Origin of the sequence: Plantactinospora soyae, assembly GCF_014874095.1 — a bacterium.
In the GTDB taxonomy this organism is placed as follows: Bacteria; Actinomycetota; Actinomycetes; order Mycobacteriales; family Micromonosporaceae; genus Plantactinospora; species Plantactinospora soyae.
On sequence record NZ_JADBEB010000001.1, the window covers coordinates 7,052,169 to 7,070,858 of the forward strand.

An 18,690-nucleotide genomic window follows, 5' to 3' on the forward strand; every position below is an offset into this window, starting at 1 on the left:
CACCTGGCGGGCGGCGGGAACGGTGGACGAAGTCACGCCGACGTGGGGCCGGCGCGGAGCGGGGCCGGACCAGGTTCATTCGATCAGCGGCTCAGATAGGACCGGCCGCCGTGTGCGGCCAACTCGGCGAGCACCGTCTGCGGGTCGCCGTCCGCCACCGCCGCGAAGAGTCGCTCGTGTCGGTGTACGCCGTCCGTTGCCGTCGCCGTCTCCGCCTCCCGATGCAGGTTGAGCGCCATGTAGAGCTGAAGCTTCAACAGAATCGAGCCGTAGACGGCGGAGAGCTGCCGGTTGCCCGCGAGGGCCACCAGTTCCAGGTGGAAACCTCGGTGGGCCTCCGCCACGGCCAGCCGATCGCCGGACCGGGTAGCCTCCCGCATCTGGTCGAGCGCCGCCCGGAGTCCGACCAGGTCGCTTTCCGAGCCCACCGGCAGGGCTGCCTCGACGGCGTACCGCTCCAGCACGTCGCGCACCGCGTACAGCTCGAGCATGTCCCGCTCGGAGAGGGTGGCGACCCGAACTCCGCGCCGTGGCACGTGTTCGACCAGGCCCTGCTGGGCGAGCAGCCGAAGCGCCTCCCGGAGCGGAGCCCGGCTGATGCCGAGTCGCCGGGTCAGTTGCTCCTCGACCAGCCGCTCCCCCGGATCCGTCTTGCCGCCGAGGATCTCGCGGCTGAGCCGGAGCACTGCCAACTCGACGAGGCTGGCACTCTCCAACTCACCGTCCGTCGACGGTTCCGCGCTGTTCCGGTACGACCCCCACCCGCGCTGCGCCGGCAGGCCACGAGCGGCAGTGTCGCTGATTCTGACAGTCCGCTCGGTTGGCTCGGTCACGCCGAAGAGTCTGCCATCCGCCCCGGCTGGCACGGTTGCGGGCGGCGCACAGGACGCCGCTGGCCGGGTCCCCGTGGGTGGGGACCCGGCCAGCGGTGCTATCCAAGCGTCTTCGTTGTTTAGCTGTTGTTCCAGGCGTTGGCGACGAGGTCGGCGGCCTGGTTCTCCCACTTGGCGTACGCGTCCGGGTACGCCGAGACCTGCACCTTCTGCGCCGCCACGGTCAACGGCAGATCATGCCAACCATCAACCTGCTTCAGACCCTTGAGGAACGCGATCGTCGAGTACTCCGGATCGGTGATCTGATCCGGCGAACCCCAACCCGAAGACGGCCGCTGCTGGAACAGGCCCAGCGAGTCGTGGTCGTTACGGTCACCCAGGTGACCCAGGTTCTCCAACTTCGACTCCTGTAACGACGTTCCGACCGCGATCACGGCGGCACGCTCGTCCAGACCAGCCTTCTTCGTAGCCTTCACGATCGCCTTCACGTTCCCGGACTGCTCACCCGAGAGCGGAATCGACGACTGCTCACCCTGCACACCACGCGGAACCAGCCTGTCCCGCGACGGCTTACCCTTGTTCTTATCCTTGTCGTTGTTCTTATCCTTGTCGTTGTTCTTATCCTTGTCGTTGTTCTTGTCCTTGTCGCCCTTGTGGTCCTTGTCGGCCAGCACCGACTGCGACACCGACACCGGCCTGTTGTGCTCCGGAGCGGCCTGAGCCGCCACCGCGGGACCGGCGACCGCGCCACCGACAAACGCCAAACCAGCAAGACCCAACACACTCTTACGAACAATCGAAGTCTGCTCGACGGCCGGGAGCCATCGGCTGAACAGAGTCGTGTTCACGATGGTTACCTTCCACTCGGGGATGAACACCCCACGGGGGAAATCCGGGGTGCCAGTGGTACGTGATTCCGTCCCGAGGCGAACACGCGCCTCCAGGGACCAAGACTTGTCCGGGAAGTACCGGGGGGCTACTCAACCGAACACCATATGTAACGACCGGGGGCCCAGGATCATTCCCGGCCCACCATCCAACAGCCCAGCCCACAGACCGTGGTACTCGGTCGTACGGGTAATGTAACGACCGGCCCCCCACCAACATTCCAAGCCACAAACTTGATCATGAATCGAACCGGACACCGGGGACAATCGGACCCGCGCGACCCGGTCGGCCCTACAGCGCGGCAGAACCCGTGCCCCGATACTCGTCGTCGCCGTCCCCGGCCCGATGACCCACGTGCGGATGGCGGGAACTCCCGCCAAGCCAGCCGGGCACGCTGGTCGTCCGAGCCGCGGAGTGGAGCGGTAACGTCAGTCGCGTGGACGATGCCGAGGAGGGTACGCGGATCGGCGCCGCGCTGGACGGCTGGTTGGATCGGCTGACCTTCACCGACCAGACGAGCGACGAGGTCACCGCGCTGCTGATCGACTCGGTGGCGGCCTGGGCGATGGCCCAGGGTTGGCGGGTGTACCGCCGAGCCGCCAGCGTCATGCCCCTCCCGCCGCCCTACACCCACAAGCACTCCATAGTGGACATCGGCTGCGCCCGGACTGCCGGCGCGCCCGTCGTGATCGAGGTCGACCATTCCGACCGGCAACGCTCCATCGACAAGCTCCTGTTGGAGGCGGCGGCCGGCCGGATCCCCGTCTGGCTCCGCTGGAGCGATCGGCGGTTCGAACCGCCGCCGGCACCGGTCACCATGGTGACCTTCAGGGTCACCTCCCGGTCCGGCCCGGATGGCACCGGAAGGCGGTACTCGAAAGCTTCCGCCACCGATCGGCCCGCACCGTCACACACCCTTGGACAGACCGCCGAGCCGGGTGAACAGGTCGACCTGTTCACCACCCCGACGCCGCCGGGCCGGCCCGACCGGGGTACCGAGCCCTGACCTCGCCTACGGGTACGCGGTCCCGGCCATCGGCCTCCCGCAAAGCCTTCCACCGCCGAGCGCCGGGACCCAGACCTCGCCCAGCCAACTTGCGAACGCTGTACGCATAGCGCATAGTCGTACGCAATGTCGAACGTCGTCCGCTAGGCTGGGGGACAAGAAATGAGGAGGCCGGATGCCCGCCGACCAGAAGCCGGTGCCATCGGTGTGGACCCGTCAGCGCCGACAGCGAGAGCAGCCGGCGCTGAGCCAGGAACGGATCGTCTCCGAGGCCGTCCACCTGCTCGACGTCGACGGCATCGATGCCCTGAGCATGCGCAGCCTCGGCAACCGGCTGGGCGCCGGGGCCACCTCGCTCTACCGGCACGTCGCCACGAAGGACGAGCTGATCGAGCTGGTCGTGGACGAGGTCTACGGCGAACTGGAAGTACCGGACGTGACCGATCCGGCGCACTGGCGCGAAGTCGCCGCCCGCAGCGCCCATGACGTGCGGTCGATGACCCTGCGGCACCCCTGGGTCGCCGCCGTACTCGGCCAGGTCGGGCTCGCCTCCCTCGGGCCGAACCTGAGCCGGGTGTCCGAAGGCATGCTCGCCCTGTTCGAGGTGGCCGGCTTCGACCTCGAGGAAGCCGACCAGGCCATGAACACCCTCATCGCGTACGTCATCGGAATGACGACGAGCGAAGCCGCGTACCTGTCCATGCTCGCGCGCAGCGGCCAGACCGAGCAGGAGTGGGCAGAGAGCCTACGACCCGCCGCCGAGCAGGCCGTCAAGGACCACCCACGGCTGAGCGAGGGCTACGCCGCGCATCGCGACAGAGACCCCCGGGTCATCCGCGACGCCAACTTCGACTACGGACTCCAGCGGGTTCTGGACGGCCTGGAGAGCCGGCTCGACCACCTCGGCGGTTCGCCGGGTAGCGCTCTGCCGACGTAGACCCCTGGTTCGGCGGCGACCAGGGCGAGGAAGATGTCGTGGTCGCCGGCCGGCCCGGCGAGGTCCCCGGGTTCCTTGAGAGCCGGGTTAGCCGCGCTTCATCAGACGTCCGACGGCGGCCATCATCTCGGAGGCCATCTCGTCGGCCCGTCCCTCGGCGGCACCCTCGTGCATGCAGTGCCGGGCGTGCCCGTCGAGCAGGCCGAGCGCGACCTTGTCCAGCGCCGCCTGGATCGCGGAGATCTGCGTCAGTACGTCGATGCAGTAGCGGTCGTCCTCGACCATCCGCTCGATACCCCGGACCTGCCCCTCGACGCGTCGTAGCCGCGCGAGCAACTGATCCTTGCTGGCGGTGTAGCCACGCGTCGGCGTCGGAGTGTCCGCTGGGGTTGTCATGTCCCCAAGCATAGCTAACCCCCCAGGGGTATGCTACGGTCCTTCGCATGGATACCCCCACCGGGTACCCGTATATGGCGACCGTCGTACCGGCAGTCGGCGCACCCCTCCGGCGCGCGCCGCAGTCCGGCACACTCACGCCCGGCGGATACCCCCCTAGGGTATATGCTCGGGTGTGATGGAAGGGAGAGAGCAGATGATCACGGAGAAGTACCAGGTCAAGGGCATGACGTGCAGCCACTGTGTCGACGCCGTCAGCACCGAGGTCCGCGCGATTCCCGGCGTCAGCGAGGTGACCGTCGACCTGGCCTCCGGTCAGGTCACCGTCAGCAGCGCTGAGCCGCTCGACGTGCAGGTCCTGCGCAACGCGGTGGACGAGGCCGGCTACGAGGTTGTCACTTCCTGACCACGCTCGATCTCACGGAAATGCAGGTACCACGATGAACACCTCGGCGAAGCTGGGCGTCTTCGCGCTCGCCCTCGCGACAGTGTTCGGTGCGGCGTACGGGACCGGCCAGTTGACCGGTCCCGTACGTACCGCCACCGATTCCGACCCCTCCCACTCCGCCGGCCACGACGAGATCTCCGATCCGGCTGGCCAACCCCGACTGCCGGGCGGACTGCTCGTCTCCGACCGGGGCTACACCCTCACCCTCGTACCGACCGATGCCACAGAGTTCGCGTTCCAGGTGATCGGGCCCGACAAACGACCGGTGACGGGGTACGACGTCGAGCACGACAAGCGGATGCATCTGATCGTCGCCCGGCGGGACCTGTCGGGGTTCCGGCACGTACATCCCGTGATGGATCCGGACGGCACCTGGCGGGTCGCCGCCCCGCTCACCGACCCCGGCAGTTGGCGCGCGTTCGCGGACTTCAAGCCCATCGGCGGGGACGCGCTGACGCTCGGGATCGACGTCTCCGTTCCCGGGGACTACCAGCCCCGACCGCTGCCCGCACCCGCACCGACCACGAAGGTCGACGGGTACGACGTCCGCCTCGACGGCAGCCTCCGCCCCGGGCAGAGCAACCGGTTGACCCTGACCGTGAGCCGAGACGGTAGCGCCGTCACCGACCTTCAGCCCTACCTCGGGGCGTACGGCCACCTCGTCGCGCTCCGCGACGGCGACCTGGCGTACCTGCACGTGCACCCCGACGGTGCACCCGGCGACGGAAAGACACCGGCGGGTCCGGGGATAACCTTCTTCGCCGAGGTTCCCTCGGCCGGCGCCTACCGGCTGTACCTCGACTTCCAGCACGCCGGCACGGTCCGCACCGCCGAGTTCACCCTGACCGCCACCGACGAGTCCGCCGGTTCGCCGAGCGCTACCCCCGGCTCGCCGAGCGGTGCGCCCGACCGGCCGAGCGGCACACCCGACCATCCCGATCCGACGGCCGGGAACGGGACTGACGAGTCCGGCCACGGACACAACTGAGCAGGAGGCAGTGATGGCACCGGTCGCCAAGCGACTACCCATGGCGCCGAACCGGATCGAGCTGGCGATCGGAGGAATGACCTGCGCCTCCTGCGCCTCGCGGATCGAGAAGAAACTCAACCGACTCGACGGCGTGACCGCCACGGTCAACTACGCCACCGAGAAGGCCACCGTCGCCTTCGACGACACCCGTACGCCGGACGAACTCATCGCGACGGTGGAGAAGACCGGCTACACCGCGACACTGCCACCGCCTCCTCGGCCGGCCGACGACACCGGACAGGGCTCGGCCGCGCCGGTCGACGAGCTGCGCGGCCTGCGTACCCGGGTATGGGTGTCGTTGGTGCTGACCGTGCCGGTGATCGTCCTGGCGATGGTGCCGGCGTGGCAGTTCACCAACTGGCAGTGGCTCTCGCTCACCCTCGCCGCCCCGGTCGTCGTCTACGGCGGGCTGCCCTTCCACCGGGCCGCCTGGGTCAACCTGCGGCACGGCGCGGCGACCATGGACACCCTGGTGTCGCTCGGTACGATCGCCGCGTTCGGCTGGTCGCTGTGGGCGTTGTTCTTCGGTACCGCCGGCACCCCCGGCATGACCCACCCGTTCAGCTTCGACATCGGACCCAGTGACGGCGCCGGCAACATCTATCTCGAAGCCGCCGCCGGGGTGACCCTGTTCATCCTCCTCGGCCGGTACTTCGAGGCCCGGGCCAAGCGCCGCGCCGGCGCCGCGCTGCGGGCCCTGCTGGAACTCGGCGCCAGGGAGGTGACCGTCCTCCGCGACGGTGTCGAGGGGCGGATCCCCGTCGACCAGCTCACCGTCGGCGACCGGTTCGTCGTACGACCGGGCGAGAAGATCGCCACCGACGGCGTGGTCGAGGACGGTTCGTCGGCCGTCGACGCCAGCATGCTCACCGGAGAATCGGTGCCGGTCGAGGTCGGCCCCGGCGACGCGGTGGTGGGCGCGACGGTCAACGCCGGTGGCCGTCTCGTGGTACGGGCAACCCGGGTCGGCGCGGAAACCCAACTGGCTCAGATGGCGACCCTGGTCGAGCAGGCACAGACCGGCAAGGCACAGGTTCAGCGCCTCGCGGACCGGATCTCCGGAGTGTTCGTACCGATCGTGATCGCTCTGGCCGTCGCGACGCTGGGGTTCTGGCTCGGTTCCGGGGACGGGGTCACGGCGGCGTTCACCGCCGCGGTGGCGGTACTCATCATCGCCTGCCCGTGTGCGCTCGGGCTCGCGACGCCCACGGCTCTGCTGGTGGGCACCGGCCGAGGCGCCCAGCTCGGCATCCTGATCAAGGGCCCCGAGATGCTGGAATCGACCCGCCGGGTCGACACGGTGGTACTTGACAAGACCGGCACGGTCACGACCGGACGGATGTCCCTCACCGATGTCATCCCGGCCGAGGGTGCCGACGTCGACGAGCTGCTGCGGCTGGCCGGCGCCCTGGAGAACGCCTCGGAGCATCCGATCGGCCGGGCCATCGCGACCGCCGCGCTGGAGCGGACCGGCGCACATCCCGAGGTCACCGAGTTCGCCAACGTCGAAGGGCTCGGGGTGACCGGCAAGGTTGACGGCCGCACGGTCAGCGTCGGACGGACCCGGCTGCTCACCGAGCAGGGCCTCGACCTACCCGCCGCACTGGGCAGCGCCGCCGCGACCGCCGAGGCGGCCGGCCGTACGGTCGTGCTGGCCGGTTGGGATGGCCAGGTCCGGGGAGCCCTGGTGGTGGCCGACACGATCAAGCCGACGAGTCGTGACGCCATCGTCGGGCTGCGGCGACTCGGCCTCACCCCGATCCTGCTCACCGGCGACAACGGCACCGTCGCCCGATCCGTCGCCGCCGAGGTCGGCATCGACGAGGTGATCGCCGAGGTGCTGCCGGTGGAGAAGGTCGATGTCGTCAAGCGGCTACAGGCCGAGGGCAAGGTCGTGGCAATGGTCGGCGACGGGGTCAACGACGCGGCCGCGCTCGCCCAGGCCGACCTCGGCCTGGCGATGGGGACCGGCACCGATGTCGCCATCGAAGCCTCGGACCTGACCCTGGTACGCGGTGACCTGACCGCCGCCGTCGACGCGATCCGGCTGTCCCGGAGCACGCTTCGCGTGATCAAGGGCAACCTGTTCTGGGCCTTCGCCTACAACATCGCCGCGCTGCCGCTGGCCGCCACCGGAATGCTCAACCCGATGATCGCCGGCGCCGCGATGGCGTTCTCGTCGGTGTTCGTCGTCGGCAACTCGCTGCGGTTGCGAGGGTTCAAGCCGCAGATGGTCGGGCGCGAACTCCGCGCGGAGCCGTAGCAGCGGCACGGCGTGCAAGACGCCGCTGGCCGGGTCCCCGTGGGTGGGGACCCGGCCAGCGGTGGTGTGACATGTCTTCGTTGTTTAGCTGTTGTTCCAGGCGTTGGCGACGAGGTCAGCGGCCTGGTTCTCCCACTTGGCGTACGCGTCCGGGTACGCCGAGACCTGCACCTTCTGCGCCGCCACGGTCAACGGCAGATCATGCCAACCATCAACCTGCTTCAGACCCTTGAGGAACGCGATCGTCGAGTACTCCGGATCGGTGATCTGATCCGGCGAACCCCAACCCGAAGACGGCCGCTGCTGGAACAGGCCCAGCGAGTCGTGGTCGTTACGGTCACCGAGGTGACCCAGGTTCTCCAACTTCGACTCCTGCAACGAGGTTCCGACCGCGATCACGGCGGCACGCTCGTCCAGACCAGCCTTCTTCGTAGCCTTCACGATCGCCTTCACGTTCCCGGACTGCTCGCCCGAGAGCGGGATCGACGACTGCTCACCCTGCACACCACGCGGAACCAGCCTGTCCCGCGACGGCTTACCCTTGTTCTTGTCCTTGTCGGACTTGTGGTCCTTGTGGTCCTTGTCGGCCAGCACCGACTGCGACACCGACACCGGCTTGTTGTGCTCCGGGGCGGCCTGAGCCGCCACCGCGGGACCGGCGACCGCGCCACCGACAAACGCCAAACCAGCAAGACCCAACACACTCTTACGAACAATCGAAGTCTGCTCGACGGCCGGGAGCCATCGGCTGAACAAAGTCGTGTTCACGATGGTTACCTTCCACTCGGGGATGAACACCCCACGGGGGAAAACCGGGGTGCCAGTGAAACGTGATCCTGTCCCGAAGCGAACACGCGCCCGCCTCCAGGGACCAAGACTTTGCCCGGCGAATAACTGGGGGGCTACTCAACCGAACACCATATGTAACGACCGGGGGCCCAGGATCATTCCCGGCCCGCCACCCAACAGCCCAGCTCACAGGCTGCGGTACTCGGTCGTACGGGTAATGTAACGACCGACCCCCGGCCAACATTCCGGGCCACAGACTTGATCATGAAACGAATCGGACGCCGGGGACGATCGGCCGACTCAGGCACCAGATCGGCTCGGGTGGTCCGTCCAAGGGTGTGTCAGCTCAACAGGGCCAGTGCCGCCCGTACCCGACGTCGGTCCAGCGTCCGGTCGAACGTCGTCTCGCCCCGGCAGAAGGACGCGAACATCCGCCAGCCGGGCGGAGTGGCCAGCATCGTGTGGAAGACGCCCGGATGCCGGGAGAACGCGGTGAGGATCTGGTGGCCGGCGCGCATCGACGGCACGAGTTGCTGGTGCACCGAATCGACGTACCCGTCGAGGTCGCCGCTTGCCGCGGCGGTGCCGGCGAGCGTGCCGGAGCGGAGCGCGAAACTGATGCCCTCCCTGGTCCAGGGTTCCAGCAGGCCGGCGGCGTCCCCTGCGACCAGGATCCGACCCCGGCGCAGCGGAGAGTCGGTGCTGCGGCATCGGGTCAGGTGGCCCGAATCGTGGACCGGCTCCAGTCCACCGAGCCCCAGCCGGTCGACGAAGTTCCGCAGATAGCGCCGGGTCCGCTCCCCCTCGCCCCGCGCCGCGATCACGCCGACGGTGAGCCGGTCGCCCTTCGGAAAGACCCAGGCGTACGACCCGGGCAGCGGGCCCCAGTCCAGCAGCAACCTGCCCCGCCACCGTTGTGCGACCTCGGCCGGGGCCGGGATCTCCAACTCCAGACCGAGGTCGACCTGGCAGTACTCGACCCCTACCTGGCGAGCGGTCACTCCGGCGGAGCCGTCGGCCCCGATAGCCACCCCCGCGAGCAGTTCGGAGCCGTCGGCCAGCCTGACCCGTACCTGCTCGGGGCTCTGCTCGACACCGCGGACCGCGACCCGTTGCCGGATCTCGGCGCCGGCCTCGACCGCGGCCGCCCGGAGCCGGTCGTCGAACTCCTCGCGCCGCACCATCGTCAGCAGATGCCCCGGCCCGTGCCGACGGGTGAAAGGTCGCCGGCCGTCCGCGGTGAACGTCACCCGGTCCACCTGGTCGTCGGCGGGTACGTCGATCCGGGCCGCCGCGGCTGCCAGGGAGGTACCGATCAGGCCGCCGCCGCAGGTCTTGTAGCGCGGATGCTCGGCCTTCTCCAGTACGACAGTCCGTGCGCCCGCCCGCGCGGCGGCGTACGCGGCGGAAAGCCCGGCCGGCCCGGCGCCGATCACGGCCACGTCCCAAGTCACGCGTAGCAGCCTAGGGGACGGTCCGGTCGCCTCCGGGGACGGGACACCGCGAACGACCGGTTGGGTTCCGGCAGGCATCATCGCCGGTTCGTTGGGTAATCGCGGCCTCGCGAACTGCCCGACGCGCTGTGCTCGGGCGAGGAGGTCACGATGCAACAGCTACATCTGAGCGACATCGAGCAGCGGGTGTACCAGGCGGTCACCACGCTGGAGGCCCGGGGACAGGTGCCGTTCCCGGAGGCCATCGCGGAGGAGGTGGGACTACCCCCCGAGCAGTTGACGACGCCGCTGCACGTACTCGGGGAGAAGAACCTGCTGCACCGCGAGGACTCTCCGCTGGAGGGTCTGGACTTCGGCCCGAGGTGGTGCTCGCAGCACCTCGGCTGAGCCCGGAGGAGGCGCCGGCGCAGCCGTCCGCGTAGGCGGGTGGAAATGCCGACCACGCCCAGCACGCCGAGCGGGTATCGGTGTGATTTGGGGTATTGTGTCCGCTGTAAACGCTGTTTGCGGCGTCCATCCGCGACGACGCCGACGGGCGAGCACCGGCGGCCGGAGCGTGCCGACGGCACCGCGACCATCGAACGGACCGTAGAACGGTCGCGTCCGGTGGGTCGGTGGCCGGCCGGGGCATCCCCGGTCGCGGTGTCCGGCAGCGCACGACCCAGACACGGCACAGTCAGCGAGGCCCGATTGAGCGTGCCAGACGGCAGTCGACCGGAGCGTGGTGAACGATCCCGCCCGGCCGACCCGACGGCCAACCCGGCCAGGTCCGCGGATCCGAGCAGCCGGGTCAGCGATCGACGCCGAAAGCAGGCGATGGCGGTCGGCCTGGTCGCCGCGTTCATGACCCTGCTCGACGTGAGCATCGTGAACGTCGCGATCCCGTCGATCGACGAGGCCATCCACGCCACACCGAGCGACCTGCAGTGGATCCTGTCCGGGTACGCGTTGACCTTCGGTCTGATCCTGGTACCCGCCGGCCGGTTCGGCGACATCCGGGGACGGCGCAACGTCTTCATCATCGGCCTCGGACTCTTCACCCTGACCAGTGCGGGCGCGGGCCTGGCCCCGTCACCGACCTGGCTGATCGTCGCCCGACTGCTCCAGGGCGCCGCCGCCGGCCTGGTAAATCCGCAGGTGATCGGGCTGATTCAGCAGCTCTACCAGGGCGCCGCCCGAGGGCGCCCGTTCGGGCTGCTCGGGGCCACCATCGGCATCTCCACCGGGGTCGGTCCACTGCTCGGTGGGGTGCTGATCCAGCTCGGTGGTGAGCACAACGGTTGGCGGTTGGTCTTCTTCGTCAACGTCCCGGTGGGGATCCTCACGATGATCGCCGCCTGGCGGGTGCTCCCGACCCATCCCCCACGGCGGGCCGAACGGCAGGGTCTCGACCCGGTCGGCGTACTCCTGCTCGGCGTTGGCGTCGTACTGCTGCTGCTACCGCTGGTGCAGCGGCAACAGTGGCAGGGGTGGCTCAAGTGGTTGCTGATCCCCGCCGGTCTGCTGGTGCTGCTCGGCTTCGTCGGCTGGGAACTCCGGTACCGCCGGCACCGCGAGCCGCTGTTCGACCTCGCCCTGTTCCGACTCCGCTCGTACTCGCTCGGCACCCTGATCGGGCTGCTCTACTTCGCCGGCTTCGTCGCCATCTTCTTCCTCTTCACGATCTACCTGCAGAGCGGCCTGCGCTACACCGCGCTGGAGGCCGGAATCGCGATCACTCCGTTCGCGGTCGGCTCGGCGATCACCGCGACGCTCGGCGGCCGGATCGTCAACCGGTTCGGCCGGCCGCTGGTCGCCATCGGTCTGGCCACCGTCGCATTCGGACTGGCCTGCGTGGTACTCGCCCTGCACTACGTACCCGGGCACGGGGCTCCGTGGGCCACCGCCCTGCCGCTGCTGGTCGCCGGGCTCGGCAGCGGCCTGGTCATCACCCCCAACCAGAACCTCGCACTCTCCGAGGTGCCGGTCGCCCAGGCCGGCAGCGCCGCCGGAATGCTCCAGACCGGTCAACGGATCGGCGCGGCCGCCGGGATCGCCGGCGTCGGCGCCATCTTCTTCACCACCCTCGCCTCCACCCACAACGGCTGGTCGCGGGCCTTCCGGGACTCGCTCCTGGTGACCATCGGATTCGTGCTGGTCGCGCTGGTCGCCGCGATTGTCGACAGTCGGACCGAGCAACGAGGCAGTCCGGCGGGACCGGGCGGGACCGGTTGACCCGTCAGGCCGCCTCGCCCGGCCCGAGCCAGCGGTAGTCGTGGCCGCACCGCTCGGCGAGCCACCCGTGCACGCTGCGCAGTCCGCGCTCGTTGAGTTGGGCGTCGTGGATGCCGTACGCACGCTCAGGTGCGACGGCGCGGACGAAGTCGATCGCCTCGTCGGTCTTCAGCCACGACCCCTGCACCGGTACGAGCAGCGTCTCGACCGGCACCTCCGGCCGGTGCAACGAGTCGCCGGGATGGTAGACCCGCTCCTCGACCAGATACCCGAGGTTGGCGCAGTCCGGCTGCCCTCCGTAGATCACGGCGTGCCGCCCGCCGAGCGCGCGTACCCGGAAACCGGCGGCGGCGAATTCCTGGCCCGGCGTGACCGGTACGTGGGCGAGATCCGGGAGGTCCGCTCCGGCGGGGGCGTAGACCGGGACATTCAAGCCGGCCAGCCGCAGTACGTCGATGTGGTCGATGTGCTCGTGCGTGACCAGTACGGCGTCGGCTCCGCGCAAGGCGCTCGGCTCGCTCCAGACTCCGGGGTCGATCACCAGGACGGCCCCGTCCTGTTCCAGCCGGACGCAGGCGTGCGTGTACTTGAGAAGACGCATCCGGCGAAGTTACCCGGCCCGACCCGACCGGGCCGACGTGTGGCACAGATCACACAGAAGCTTGGGCTGCCGGGGTTCGACTTCTGTCCCAGCGTGTAAGCCAGTGCCGACCTGCCGCACGCTCACCGGGAGGACGCATGTCCCGCCAACAGTTCGGCTTTGTCATCGGGTTCCTCATCGCGGCGGTCTGGGCCATCGCCGGCTTCGGCGCGGCTGCGGGCACCGTGCTCGCCGGCCTGGTCGGGTGGCTCGCCGTACGGGTGATCGACGGCGACATCACCGTTGCCGGCCTGGCCGATCGAGCCACCGCGTCCCGACGGCGGTGAGCGCTGTCGAACGCCGCGTCGGACCGACCGAGGAGGCAGCAGCAGATGGGGGCAGGAAATGGCTGATACCAGCACCGCCACCAGAGACGACAACCGCGAGAAGACGAGGTCGCCGAGCCGGATGGCCCGGTCCGACGGCGGAGAGCCTGCCCGGGCCCAGCTGAGCACGGATGCCGGAAAGACGAGAATCGCCGAGGGCGTGGTCGCCAAGATCGCCGGATTCGCCGCACGGGAGATTCCGGGCGTCCACTCGATGGGTGCCGGACTCGCCCGGCGGGTCGGCCAGCTACGTGGCCTCGTCCCCGGGGCCTCCGAGACCATCGGCCAGGGCGTCTCGGTCGAGGTCGGCGAGCGCGAGACCGCCATCGACCTGGACATCGTCACCTGGTACGGCCAGAGCATCGTCGACATCTCCGACGCGGTACGCCGCAACGTCGTCGACCGGGTCCAGGCGATGACCGGACTGAAGGTCATCGAGGTGAACATCAACGTCGACGATGTCTTCGTCGAAGGCGACCAGGACAACGACAACCGTCAGCAGCAGGCGCGATGAGCGGGCGGGCGGGGCCGGGCACGACGGCGAGGGGCGACCGCGCGGAAACGACCGGCCCGGGCGCGACGGCGACGACCAGCGACGCGACGCGGAGCAGCGGCCCAACGGCGGCCACGGCCACGGCATCGCCGACGTCCGGGAATGCGACCGAGCAGGCGCAGCGGGCCGATCCGGCGACGGTGGCGGCGGAGATTCGCACGGCGGTACTCGCGGTTCCCGGCGTGACCCGGCTGACCCCGGGCACCGGCGTCGAGGTGGCCACCCACTTCCCCGGCGGCAAGATCACCGGCATCCGGCTCGGTGAGCCGATCGAGGTGCACGTCGAGATCGGCCCCGTGCCGATCGCGCCGGTGGCGGAGCAGATCCGGGACGCGGTCCGGGACGTACTGGGCAGGTTCGGTCGACGTTCGCCGGTGGAGGTGGTCGTCGACGACATCGACCTGCCGGTGCCGGCCACCGCCACGGTGGGGAACTGACGTGCGTCTGGTCAACCGGCTGGCCACCCTGCTGCTGGCACTGGCGCTGCTCGGAGGCGGCCTACTGCTGATCGCCGAGGTGGTCACGGTCGCGTTGAACCGGCCGTCGCTGGTCGTGGACCGCACCGGCTGGTACCAGACGCTCACCAGCGTACGGCTGGAGAACGCCTGGGTCCGGACCGTCATCATCGGGCTGGGGGTACTCGGACTGCTGATCCTTTCCGGACAGCTGCTGCGTTGGAAGCCTGACCGGTTGCCGAGCCGGCTGGCCGACGGCTGGCATCTCCAGCGCCGCTCGGTCGAACGACACCTGGCGATGGCGGCGGACGGGGTGCCCGGGGTGGCGTCGACGAACGCCCGGGTCCGACGGGATGGGATCGGCTGGCGGACCCGGATCCGGGCGGTCGGAGCGGACTCGTCCCGCTCCGAGGTGGAGAAGGCGATCCGGCGCGAGTTGGCGCGGCTCGGGGCCTCGGCGGACGACCATGTCGGGGTGGAGATGGTCCGGCCGGGTACCCGGCCCGCCGATCCGGGGGTCCGGGCATGAGTCGGCCCGGAGTAGGAAATCGGAACGGCCGCGTGTGCGGGCGATGCGACGACGCGGGGTGACGGCATGACGAACGGTGCGCTGCGGGTGCTCTGGACGGTGATCGGCATCGTGCTGACCGCCATCGGCGTGGTCGGGTTGATCGCCAGCCTGGGGCACCTCGCCGGCGTCGACGAGAAGACGCCACTGCTCTGGTCGGGTCTGCTCGACCTGTGGCGGAGCCTCAACCCGTGGGGACTGGTCATCCTCGGCGTACTCGGCCTGGTCTTCGCCTGGCTCGGCTTCGACATGCTCGGACGGCAGTTCCGGACCCGCCGCTACCCCGCGATGGGCGACCTCGATCTGCGGGCCGTCCGAGAGAGTCCCCCGGACGGGCAGCCGATGCTGCCCGGGGCGACCCGGATCCGTGGGGCCCGCCTGGTCCGTGGCCTGGAACGTGATCTCACCCGGGATCCACTGGTCCGCAAGGCCTCGGTCAGGCTGGCCGGTACGGTGCCCCGACCGGAACTCTGGATCGAGTTGCAACTCAGTTCCCGGGCCGGGATGGCCGTGGTCCGGGAGCACGTCTCGGCGGCGGTCGACCGGTTCCGGGACACCTCCGGTCTGGCGCCGAGCCGGCTCGAGGTGACCGCCAGGATCGACACCGCCAACCCGGTCCGGGTGCACTGACCCGTACCTCGCCCCGGTCGGGCCGGATCAGGCCGACCATCAGGTGCAGCAGCGATCCTTTCCCGGCGGCGGGACCAAGCTCCCCGCTGCGCCCTCGGTCACCACACCGGACGCAGTGGCGGCGGCGAGTCGCCGGCCAGGTGCCGGACCAGCCGGGTCAGCTCGGCACGCAGCGTGGCCAGGTCTTCGGCACCGATCCCGGCAGCGAGCTCGGCCTCCAGGGCGTGCAGTACCCGACCCGCCACCGCCAGGTGCTCGGTCGCCCGTTCGGTCAGTACGACCAGCCGCCGCCGCCCGCCCTCCGGATGCGCCTGCCGTCGTACGTAGCCGCGCCGCTCCAGGTCGTCGACGAGTTGACCGGCGGCCTGCTTGGTCACCCCGAGCCGGTCGGCCAACTCGCTGCTGGTGACACCGGGACCGCGCAGCACCTGGAAGGCCAGGCCGTGCACCGGGCGCAGGTCCGGATAGCCGGCCTCGGCGACCCGCCGGACGAACTCCGCGAGCACCAGTTGGAATCCCAGGCCGAGCAGGAAGGTGAGTTCGGTACCGGCGAGGGGGTCATGGTCTGTGGTCACGGCCCATCTTGACACGGCCGAGTCAAGTCGCTTTACTCATCTCAGCAAGTAAAGCAACTTGACTCAGGAGGCGTCATGATCGTGGTAACCGAGAGCGAGAACCGGACGATCCGGACGGCGTCCGGCATCGCGGCCGGGCTTGCCGCGCCCAGCCAGGGCAGCGGGGAGCTGGCCACCTGGCGGGTCCGGATGACCCCGGACGCGGCCGGGCCGGTGCACGAGATCGACCGGGAACAGGTGTGGATGCCGCTGTCCGGGACGTTCTCGGTCACCGTCGCCGACGACACTCAGGTGATCGGGGCGGGTCAGGCCGTGATCCTGCCGGCCGGAGCGGTCCGGCAGATCCGCGCCGGAGCCGAACCGGCCGAGGCCCTGGTCTGCATGGCGATCGGCGGCACGGCCACGGTGCCGGGCAACCCGGAGCGCCGGGAGCTGCCCTGGGCGCGCTGACTGTCGCGATGACGACGTCGGCCCGGGTCACCGGCGGGCCGCTGGAGAAGACTGCGAGACGGCCGGCCGGGGCCGGGTCAGATCCAGCCGTACCGGCGGGCGATGCTGACCGCCTCGTGCCGGTTGGCGGCCCCGACCTTGCCGGCGGCCGAGGAAAGGTAGTTGCGGACCGTCCCCGGGGAGAGGGAGACCCGTTGGGCGATCTCCTCGACCGGGGCGCCGTCCGCCGCCAACTCCAGCACGTCGGCCTCGCGGGGAGTGAACGGGCTGTCCCCGGCACTGATCGCCTCGGCGGCGAGGTGCGGATCGACGTACCGGCCGCCACGGTGGACCGTACGGACCACCTCGGCGAGCACCTCGGCGGTGACCGTCTTGGGCAGGAAGCCCCGTACGCCGGCCGAGAGTGCCCGCTTGAGGTGTCCCGGACGGCCGTGGCTGGTGACGATCATCGTCCGGCAGTACGGCAGCTCGGCGTGGATCGCCTCGGCGACCGCGATGCCGTCCAGCTCCGGCATCTGCAGGTCGAGCATCGCGACGTCGGGTCGCAGCGTCCGGGCCAGCGCCAACGCCTGGCCACCGGTCGCGGCCTGCCCGATCACCGCCAGGTCGTCGTGCAGGCCGAGCAGGGCGGTCAGGGCGCCCCGGATCAGGTGCTCGTCCTCGGCGAGCAGAATCCGGATCGGCCCGGCGGTCTTCCCCGGGTCACCCGCACCCGACACGTCGTCCGGACGCGGCAGCCCGCCGGCCCGGGTCACGCCGGCTCACCGCCCCGGGTGCCGACCCACGACCCGGTGTCCCGGGCCGGTCCGACGTCCGCCCCCGCTGCCCCGGCCGGCGGCGCCGCCGCTGTCGCAATCGCGTCCACCGTGGACAACGGAAAGTCCGGCTGGCCGGTGGACTCCGACGACGGACCGTCGGTGCGGCCGGTACGCGGTTGCGCGACCGGTGGCACCACCGGCAGTTCCGCCGTCAGCCGGAACCGGTCGCGCCCCCGCCGCTCGACCGTGACCCGGCCGCCGAGCGGGGCCAGTCGTTCGCTGAGTCCGAGCAGGCCGTTGCCGAACTGCGGCGGATCGCCCGGACGCACCCCGTCGTTCTCCATCACCAGCGTCACCAGCCGCTCGTCTGGATGGATTGTCGGGACGTGTCCGAGGCCGCTGTCGCCGTCCGGCAGGTCGCCCGGCACCGGATCGGTGGCAGCCCCGCCCCGGCGCAGCGACACCGTGCAACTGATCGCCTCACTGTGCCGCAGCACGTTCGTGGTGCCCTCCCGGACCACCCAGCCGAGCGCGCTCTGGGCCTGCGGGCTGAGTTCGTGGCCCTCCCCCAGCACCCGGCACCGTACCCCCGCCGAGGCGAGGACGGACCGCGCACCGGCCAGTTCGGCGTCCAGGTCCGCGGAACGGTAGCCCCGGACGACCTCGCGGACCTCGGCCAGCGAGTCCTGGGCGATCCGGCGCACCTCCAGCATCTCCTCCACCGCCCTGGGCCGGTCCCGCTTGGCCAACTGGGCGGCCAGCTCGCTCTTCAGGGCCACCACCGACAGGTTCCGGCCCAGCACATCGTGCAGGTCCCGGGCGAACCGGAGCCGCTCCTCGGCCACCGCCAGCCGGACCTGGTTGCCCCGGGACCGGTCCAACTCCCACAGCACCCCGAGCATCCACAGCGAGGAGCGGAAGCCGAACAGCAGCACGAAGAACCCGAAGAAGAACGTCGCGACCGCGGAGACCAGCACCTCCGGCGACGCCGCGTCGATGAGCCCGACGATCAGCAGGACCCCGGCCATCCCGGCCGCGCCGGCCAGGGCGTAGCGGGGTGTGGCGACGGTGCAGAGGACGGCGAGGAAGTAACACGAGACGACCACCGCCACGCGCAACGTCCAACTGTCCGGATCGGCGGGCAGGCTGCCCGGTCCGTTGGCGAGCAGGCAGGCGACGATGACGGTCAGAGTCATCCCGGCCGCGGCCAGCAGGAGCCGGACCGGACGGTCCCGGCGCCCGAGGTAGTGCTCGACACCGGCGCGTACGGCCAGCAGGCACAGCACCGTGTGCCCCAGGCTGAGCAACAGCACCACGGCACCGCCGACCGGCGACACCCGGCTGTCGATCGCGTTGAACAGGGTCACCGGCTCGGACGCCGAGACGAGGTAGAGGGTGGCCCGGGTGAACAGGTCGAAGCGCTCGGGCTGGCTGCACGCCCGCCACCATCCGATCACGTCGCGCACTCCCGGGCCTC

Annotated in this window: 22 protein-coding genes; 13 read left to right on the forward strand and 9 right to left on the reverse strand. The window is 70.2% G+C overall.

The window, feature by feature from the left end; genetic code table 11:
* Positions 1–83: 83 nt before the first annotated feature.
* Positions 84–833 carry a GntR family transcriptional regulator gene (locus H4W31_RS30850; protein ID WP_318783497.1) on the reverse strand — a complete coding sequence of 250 codons (750 nt, stop codon included), beginning with the start codon at positions 831–833 and terminating at the stop codon, positions 84–86.
* 119 nt (positions 834–952) lie between these two features.
* Positions 953–1,669 carry a hypothetical protein gene (locus H4W31_RS30855; RefSeq protein ID WP_192772520.1) on the reverse strand — a complete coding sequence of 239 codons (717 nt, stop codon included), beginning with the start codon at positions 1,667–1,669 and terminating at the stop codon, positions 953–955.
* A gap of 488 nt (positions 1,670–2,157) precedes the next feature.
* Here H4W31_RS30855 and H4W31_RS30860 point away from each other — a divergent pair, with 488 nt between their 5' ends.
* Positions 2,158–2,727: a hypothetical protein gene (locus tag H4W31_RS30860; RefSeq protein WP_318783498.1), complete on the forward strand. Its 570-nt coding sequence runs from the start codon at positions 2,158–2,160 to the stop codon at positions 2,725–2,727.
* A 175-nt stretch (positions 2,728–2,902) separates the two neighbouring features.
* Positions 2,903–3,664 (forward strand): TetR/AcrR family transcriptional regulator, encoded by a 762-nt coding sequence (locus tag H4W31_RS30865; RefSeq protein WP_192769842.1) that lies wholly within the window; start codon positions 2,903–2,905, stop codon positions 3,662–3,664.
* 87 nt (positions 3,665–3,751) lie between these two features.
* Here the strand turns inward: H4W31_RS30865 and H4W31_RS30870 are convergent, their stop codons facing one another.
* The gene (locus tag H4W31_RS30870; RefSeq protein WP_192769843.1) at positions 3,752–4,060 is read right to left on the reverse strand and encodes a metal-sensitive transcriptional regulator; all 309 of its coding nucleotides are present in this window, start codon (positions 4,058–4,060) and stop codon (positions 3,752–3,754) included.
* Positions 4,061–4,256: 196 nt separating this feature from the next.
* Between H4W31_RS30870 and H4W31_RS30875 the strand changes: the two genes are divergently transcribed.
* The 3 genes from H4W31_RS30875 to H4W31_RS30885 are packed head-to-tail and all read left to right on the forward strand — an operon-like array spanning position 4,257 to position 7,801.
* Positions 4,257–4,466, forward strand: coding sequence for a heavy-metal-associated domain-containing protein (locus H4W31_RS30875; protein ID WP_192769844.1), 210 nt, complete (start codon positions 4,257–4,259; stop codon positions 4,464–4,466).
* Positions 4,467–4,500: 34 nt separating this feature from the next.
* The gene (locus tag H4W31_RS30880; protein WP_192769845.1) at positions 4,501–5,496 is read left to right on the forward strand and encodes a hypothetical protein; all 996 of its coding nucleotides are present in this window, start codon (positions 4,501–4,503) and stop codon (positions 5,494–5,496) included.
* A gap of 13 nt (positions 5,497–5,509) precedes the next feature.
* The gene (locus H4W31_RS30885; protein ID WP_192769846.1) at positions 5,510–7,801 is read left to right on the forward strand and encodes a heavy metal translocating P-type ATPase; all 2,292 of its coding nucleotides are present in this window, start codon (positions 5,510–5,512) and stop codon (positions 7,799–7,801) included.
* Positions 7,802–7,885: 84 nt separating this feature from the next.
* On the opposite strand, the gene H4W31_RS30890 is transcribed toward H4W31_RS30885, so the two are convergent.
* A complete protein-coding gene (locus tag H4W31_RS30890) occupies positions 7,886–8,569 on the reverse strand; it encodes a hypothetical protein (RefSeq protein ID WP_318783499.1) in 684 nt (227 codons plus the stop codon).
* 362 nt (positions 8,570–8,931) lie between these two features.
* The gene (locus tag H4W31_RS30895; RefSeq protein WP_318783500.1) at positions 8,932–10,044 is read right to left on the reverse strand and encodes a geranylgeranyl reductase family protein; all 1,113 of its coding nucleotides are present in this window, start codon (positions 10,042–10,044) and stop codon (positions 8,932–8,934) included.
* A 150-nt stretch (positions 10,045–10,194) separates the two neighbouring features.
* Between H4W31_RS30895 and H4W31_RS30900 the strand changes: the two genes are divergently transcribed.
* Together H4W31_RS30900 and H4W31_RS30905 are read left to right on the forward strand one after the other, a co-directional pair.
* Positions 10,195–10,431 carry a hypothetical protein gene (locus H4W31_RS30900; RefSeq protein ID WP_192769847.1) on the forward strand — a complete coding sequence of 79 codons (237 nt, stop codon included), beginning with the start codon at positions 10,195–10,197 and terminating at the stop codon, positions 10,429–10,431.
* A 429-nt stretch (positions 10,432–10,860) separates the two neighbouring features.
* Positions 10,861–12,258 (forward strand): MFS transporter, encoded by a 1,398-nt coding sequence (locus tag H4W31_RS30905; protein ID WP_192772524.1) that lies wholly within the window; start codon positions 10,861–10,863, stop codon positions 12,256–12,258.
* Between the two features lie 4 nt (positions 12,259–12,262).
* On the opposite strand, the gene H4W31_RS30910 is transcribed toward H4W31_RS30905, so the two are convergent.
* Positions 12,263–12,859 carry an MBL fold metallo-hydrolase gene (locus H4W31_RS30910; RefSeq protein ID WP_192769848.1) on the reverse strand — a complete coding sequence of 199 codons (597 nt, stop codon included), beginning with the start codon at positions 12,857–12,859 and terminating at the stop codon, positions 12,263–12,265.
* 137 nt (positions 12,860–12,996) lie between these two features.
* Here H4W31_RS30910 and H4W31_RS30915 point away from each other — a divergent pair, with 137 nt between their 5' ends.
* The 5 genes from H4W31_RS30915 to H4W31_RS30935 all read left to right on the forward strand — a co-directional run bounded on the left by H4W31_RS30915 (position 12,997) and on the right by H4W31_RS30935 (position 15,430).
* Positions 12,997–13,185, forward strand: coding sequence for a hypothetical protein (locus H4W31_RS30915; RefSeq protein WP_192769849.1), 189 nt, complete (start codon positions 12,997–12,999; stop codon positions 13,183–13,185).
* A gap of 58 nt (positions 13,186–13,243) precedes the next feature.
* A complete protein-coding gene (locus H4W31_RS30920) occupies positions 13,244–13,738 on the forward strand; it encodes an Asp23/Gls24 family envelope stress response protein (RefSeq protein ID WP_225945763.1) in 495 nt (164 codons plus the stop codon).
* A complete protein-coding gene (locus H4W31_RS30925) occupies positions 13,735–14,214 on the forward strand; it encodes a hypothetical protein (protein WP_192769850.1) in 480 nt (159 codons plus the stop codon). Before H4W31_RS30920 ends, H4W31_RS30925 begins: the two co-directional genes overlap by 4 nt.
* A 1-nt stretch (position 14,215) precedes the next feature.
* A complete protein-coding gene (locus H4W31_RS30930; RefSeq protein ID WP_192769851.1) occupies positions 14,216–14,761 on the forward strand; it encodes a DUF6286 domain-containing protein in 546 nt (181 codons plus the stop codon).
* 66 nt (positions 14,762–14,827) lie between these two features.
* Positions 14,828–15,430, forward strand: a complete 603-nt coding sequence (locus tag H4W31_RS30935) for a hypothetical protein (RefSeq protein WP_192769852.1) — start codon at positions 14,828–14,830, stop codon at positions 15,428–15,430.
* A 98-nt stretch (positions 15,431–15,528) separates the two neighbouring features.
* On the opposite strand, the gene H4W31_RS30940 is transcribed toward H4W31_RS30935, so the two are convergent.
* Entirely contained in the window at positions 15,529–16,005 is a 477-nt protein-coding gene (locus H4W31_RS30940; RefSeq protein ID WP_318783501.1) for a MarR family winged helix-turn-helix transcriptional regulator, read from the reverse strand.
* Between the two features lie 75 nt (positions 16,006–16,080).
* On the opposite strand from H4W31_RS30940, the gene H4W31_RS30945 reads away from it, so the two are divergent.
* On the forward strand, positions 16,081–16,455 hold the full coding sequence (locus H4W31_RS30945; protein ID WP_192769853.1) for a cupin domain-containing protein: 375 nt from the start codon (positions 16,081–16,083) through the stop codon (positions 16,453–16,455).
* A gap of 77 nt (positions 16,456–16,532) precedes the next feature.
* Here H4W31_RS30945 and H4W31_RS30950 read toward each other — a convergent pair whose 3' ends face one another.
* Together H4W31_RS30950 and H4W31_RS44495 are read right to left on the reverse strand one after the other, a co-directional pair.
* Positions 16,533–17,135 (reverse strand): response regulator, encoded by a 603-nt coding sequence (locus H4W31_RS30950; RefSeq protein WP_404825737.1) that lies wholly within the window; start codon positions 17,133–17,135, stop codon positions 16,533–16,535.
* 71 nt (positions 17,136–17,206) lie between these two features.
* Positions 17,207–18,679 carry a sensor histidine kinase gene (locus tag H4W31_RS44495; RefSeq protein WP_318783502.1) on the reverse strand — a complete coding sequence of 491 codons (1,473 nt, stop codon included), beginning with the start codon at positions 18,677–18,679 and terminating at the stop codon, positions 17,207–17,209.
* Positions 18,680–18,690 lie beyond the last annotated feature (11 nt).

Coding starts and splice junctions, on each gene's coding strand:
- H4W31_RS30900 (WP_192769847.1), top strand. CDS start 10,195: ATGCAACAGCTACATCTGAGCGACATCGAGCAGCGGGTGTACCAGGCG.
- H4W31_RS30910 (WP_192769848.1), bottom strand. CDS start 12,859: ATGCGTCTTCTCAAGTACACGCACGCCTGCGTCCGGCTGGAACAGGAC.
- H4W31_RS30880 (WP_192769845.1), top strand. CDS start 4,501: ATGAACACCTCGGCGAAGCTGGGCGTCTTCGCGCTCGCCCTCGCGACA.
- H4W31_RS30865 (WP_192769842.1), top strand. CDS start 2,903: ATGCCCGCCGACCAGAAGCCGGTGCCATCGGTGTGGACCCGTCAGCGC.
- H4W31_RS30920 (WP_225945763.1), top strand. CDS start 13,244: ATGGCTGATACCAGCACCGCCACCAGAGACGACAACCGCGAGAAGACG.
- H4W31_RS30945 (WP_192769853.1), top strand. CDS start 16,081: ATGATCGTGGTAACCGAGAGCGAGAACCGGACGATCCGGACGGCGTCC.
- H4W31_RS30915 (WP_192769849.1), top strand. CDS start 12,997: ATGTCCCGCCAACAGTTCGGCTTTGTCATCGGGTTCCTCATCGCGGCG.
- H4W31_RS30905 (WP_192772524.1), top strand. CDS start 10,861: ATGGCGGTCGGCCTGGTCGCCGCGTTCATGACCCTGCTCGACGTGAGC.
- H4W31_RS30925 (WP_192769850.1), top strand. CDS start 13,735: ATGAGCGGGCGGGCGGGGCCGGGCACGACGGCGAGGGGCGACCGCGCG.
- H4W31_RS30875 (WP_192769844.1), top strand. CDS start 4,257: ATGATCACGGAGAAGTACCAGGTCAAGGGCATGACGTGCAGCCACTGT.
- H4W31_RS30885 (WP_192769846.1), top strand. CDS start 5,510: ATGGCACCGGTCGCCAAGCGACTACCCATGGCGCCGAACCGGATCGAG.
- H4W31_RS30870 (WP_192769843.1), bottom strand. CDS start 4,060: ATGACAACCCCAGCGGACACTCCGACGCCGACGCGTGGCTACACCGCC.
- H4W31_RS30935 (WP_192769852.1), top strand. CDS start 14,828: ATGACGAACGGTGCGCTGCGGGTGCTCTGGACGGTGATCGGCATCGTG.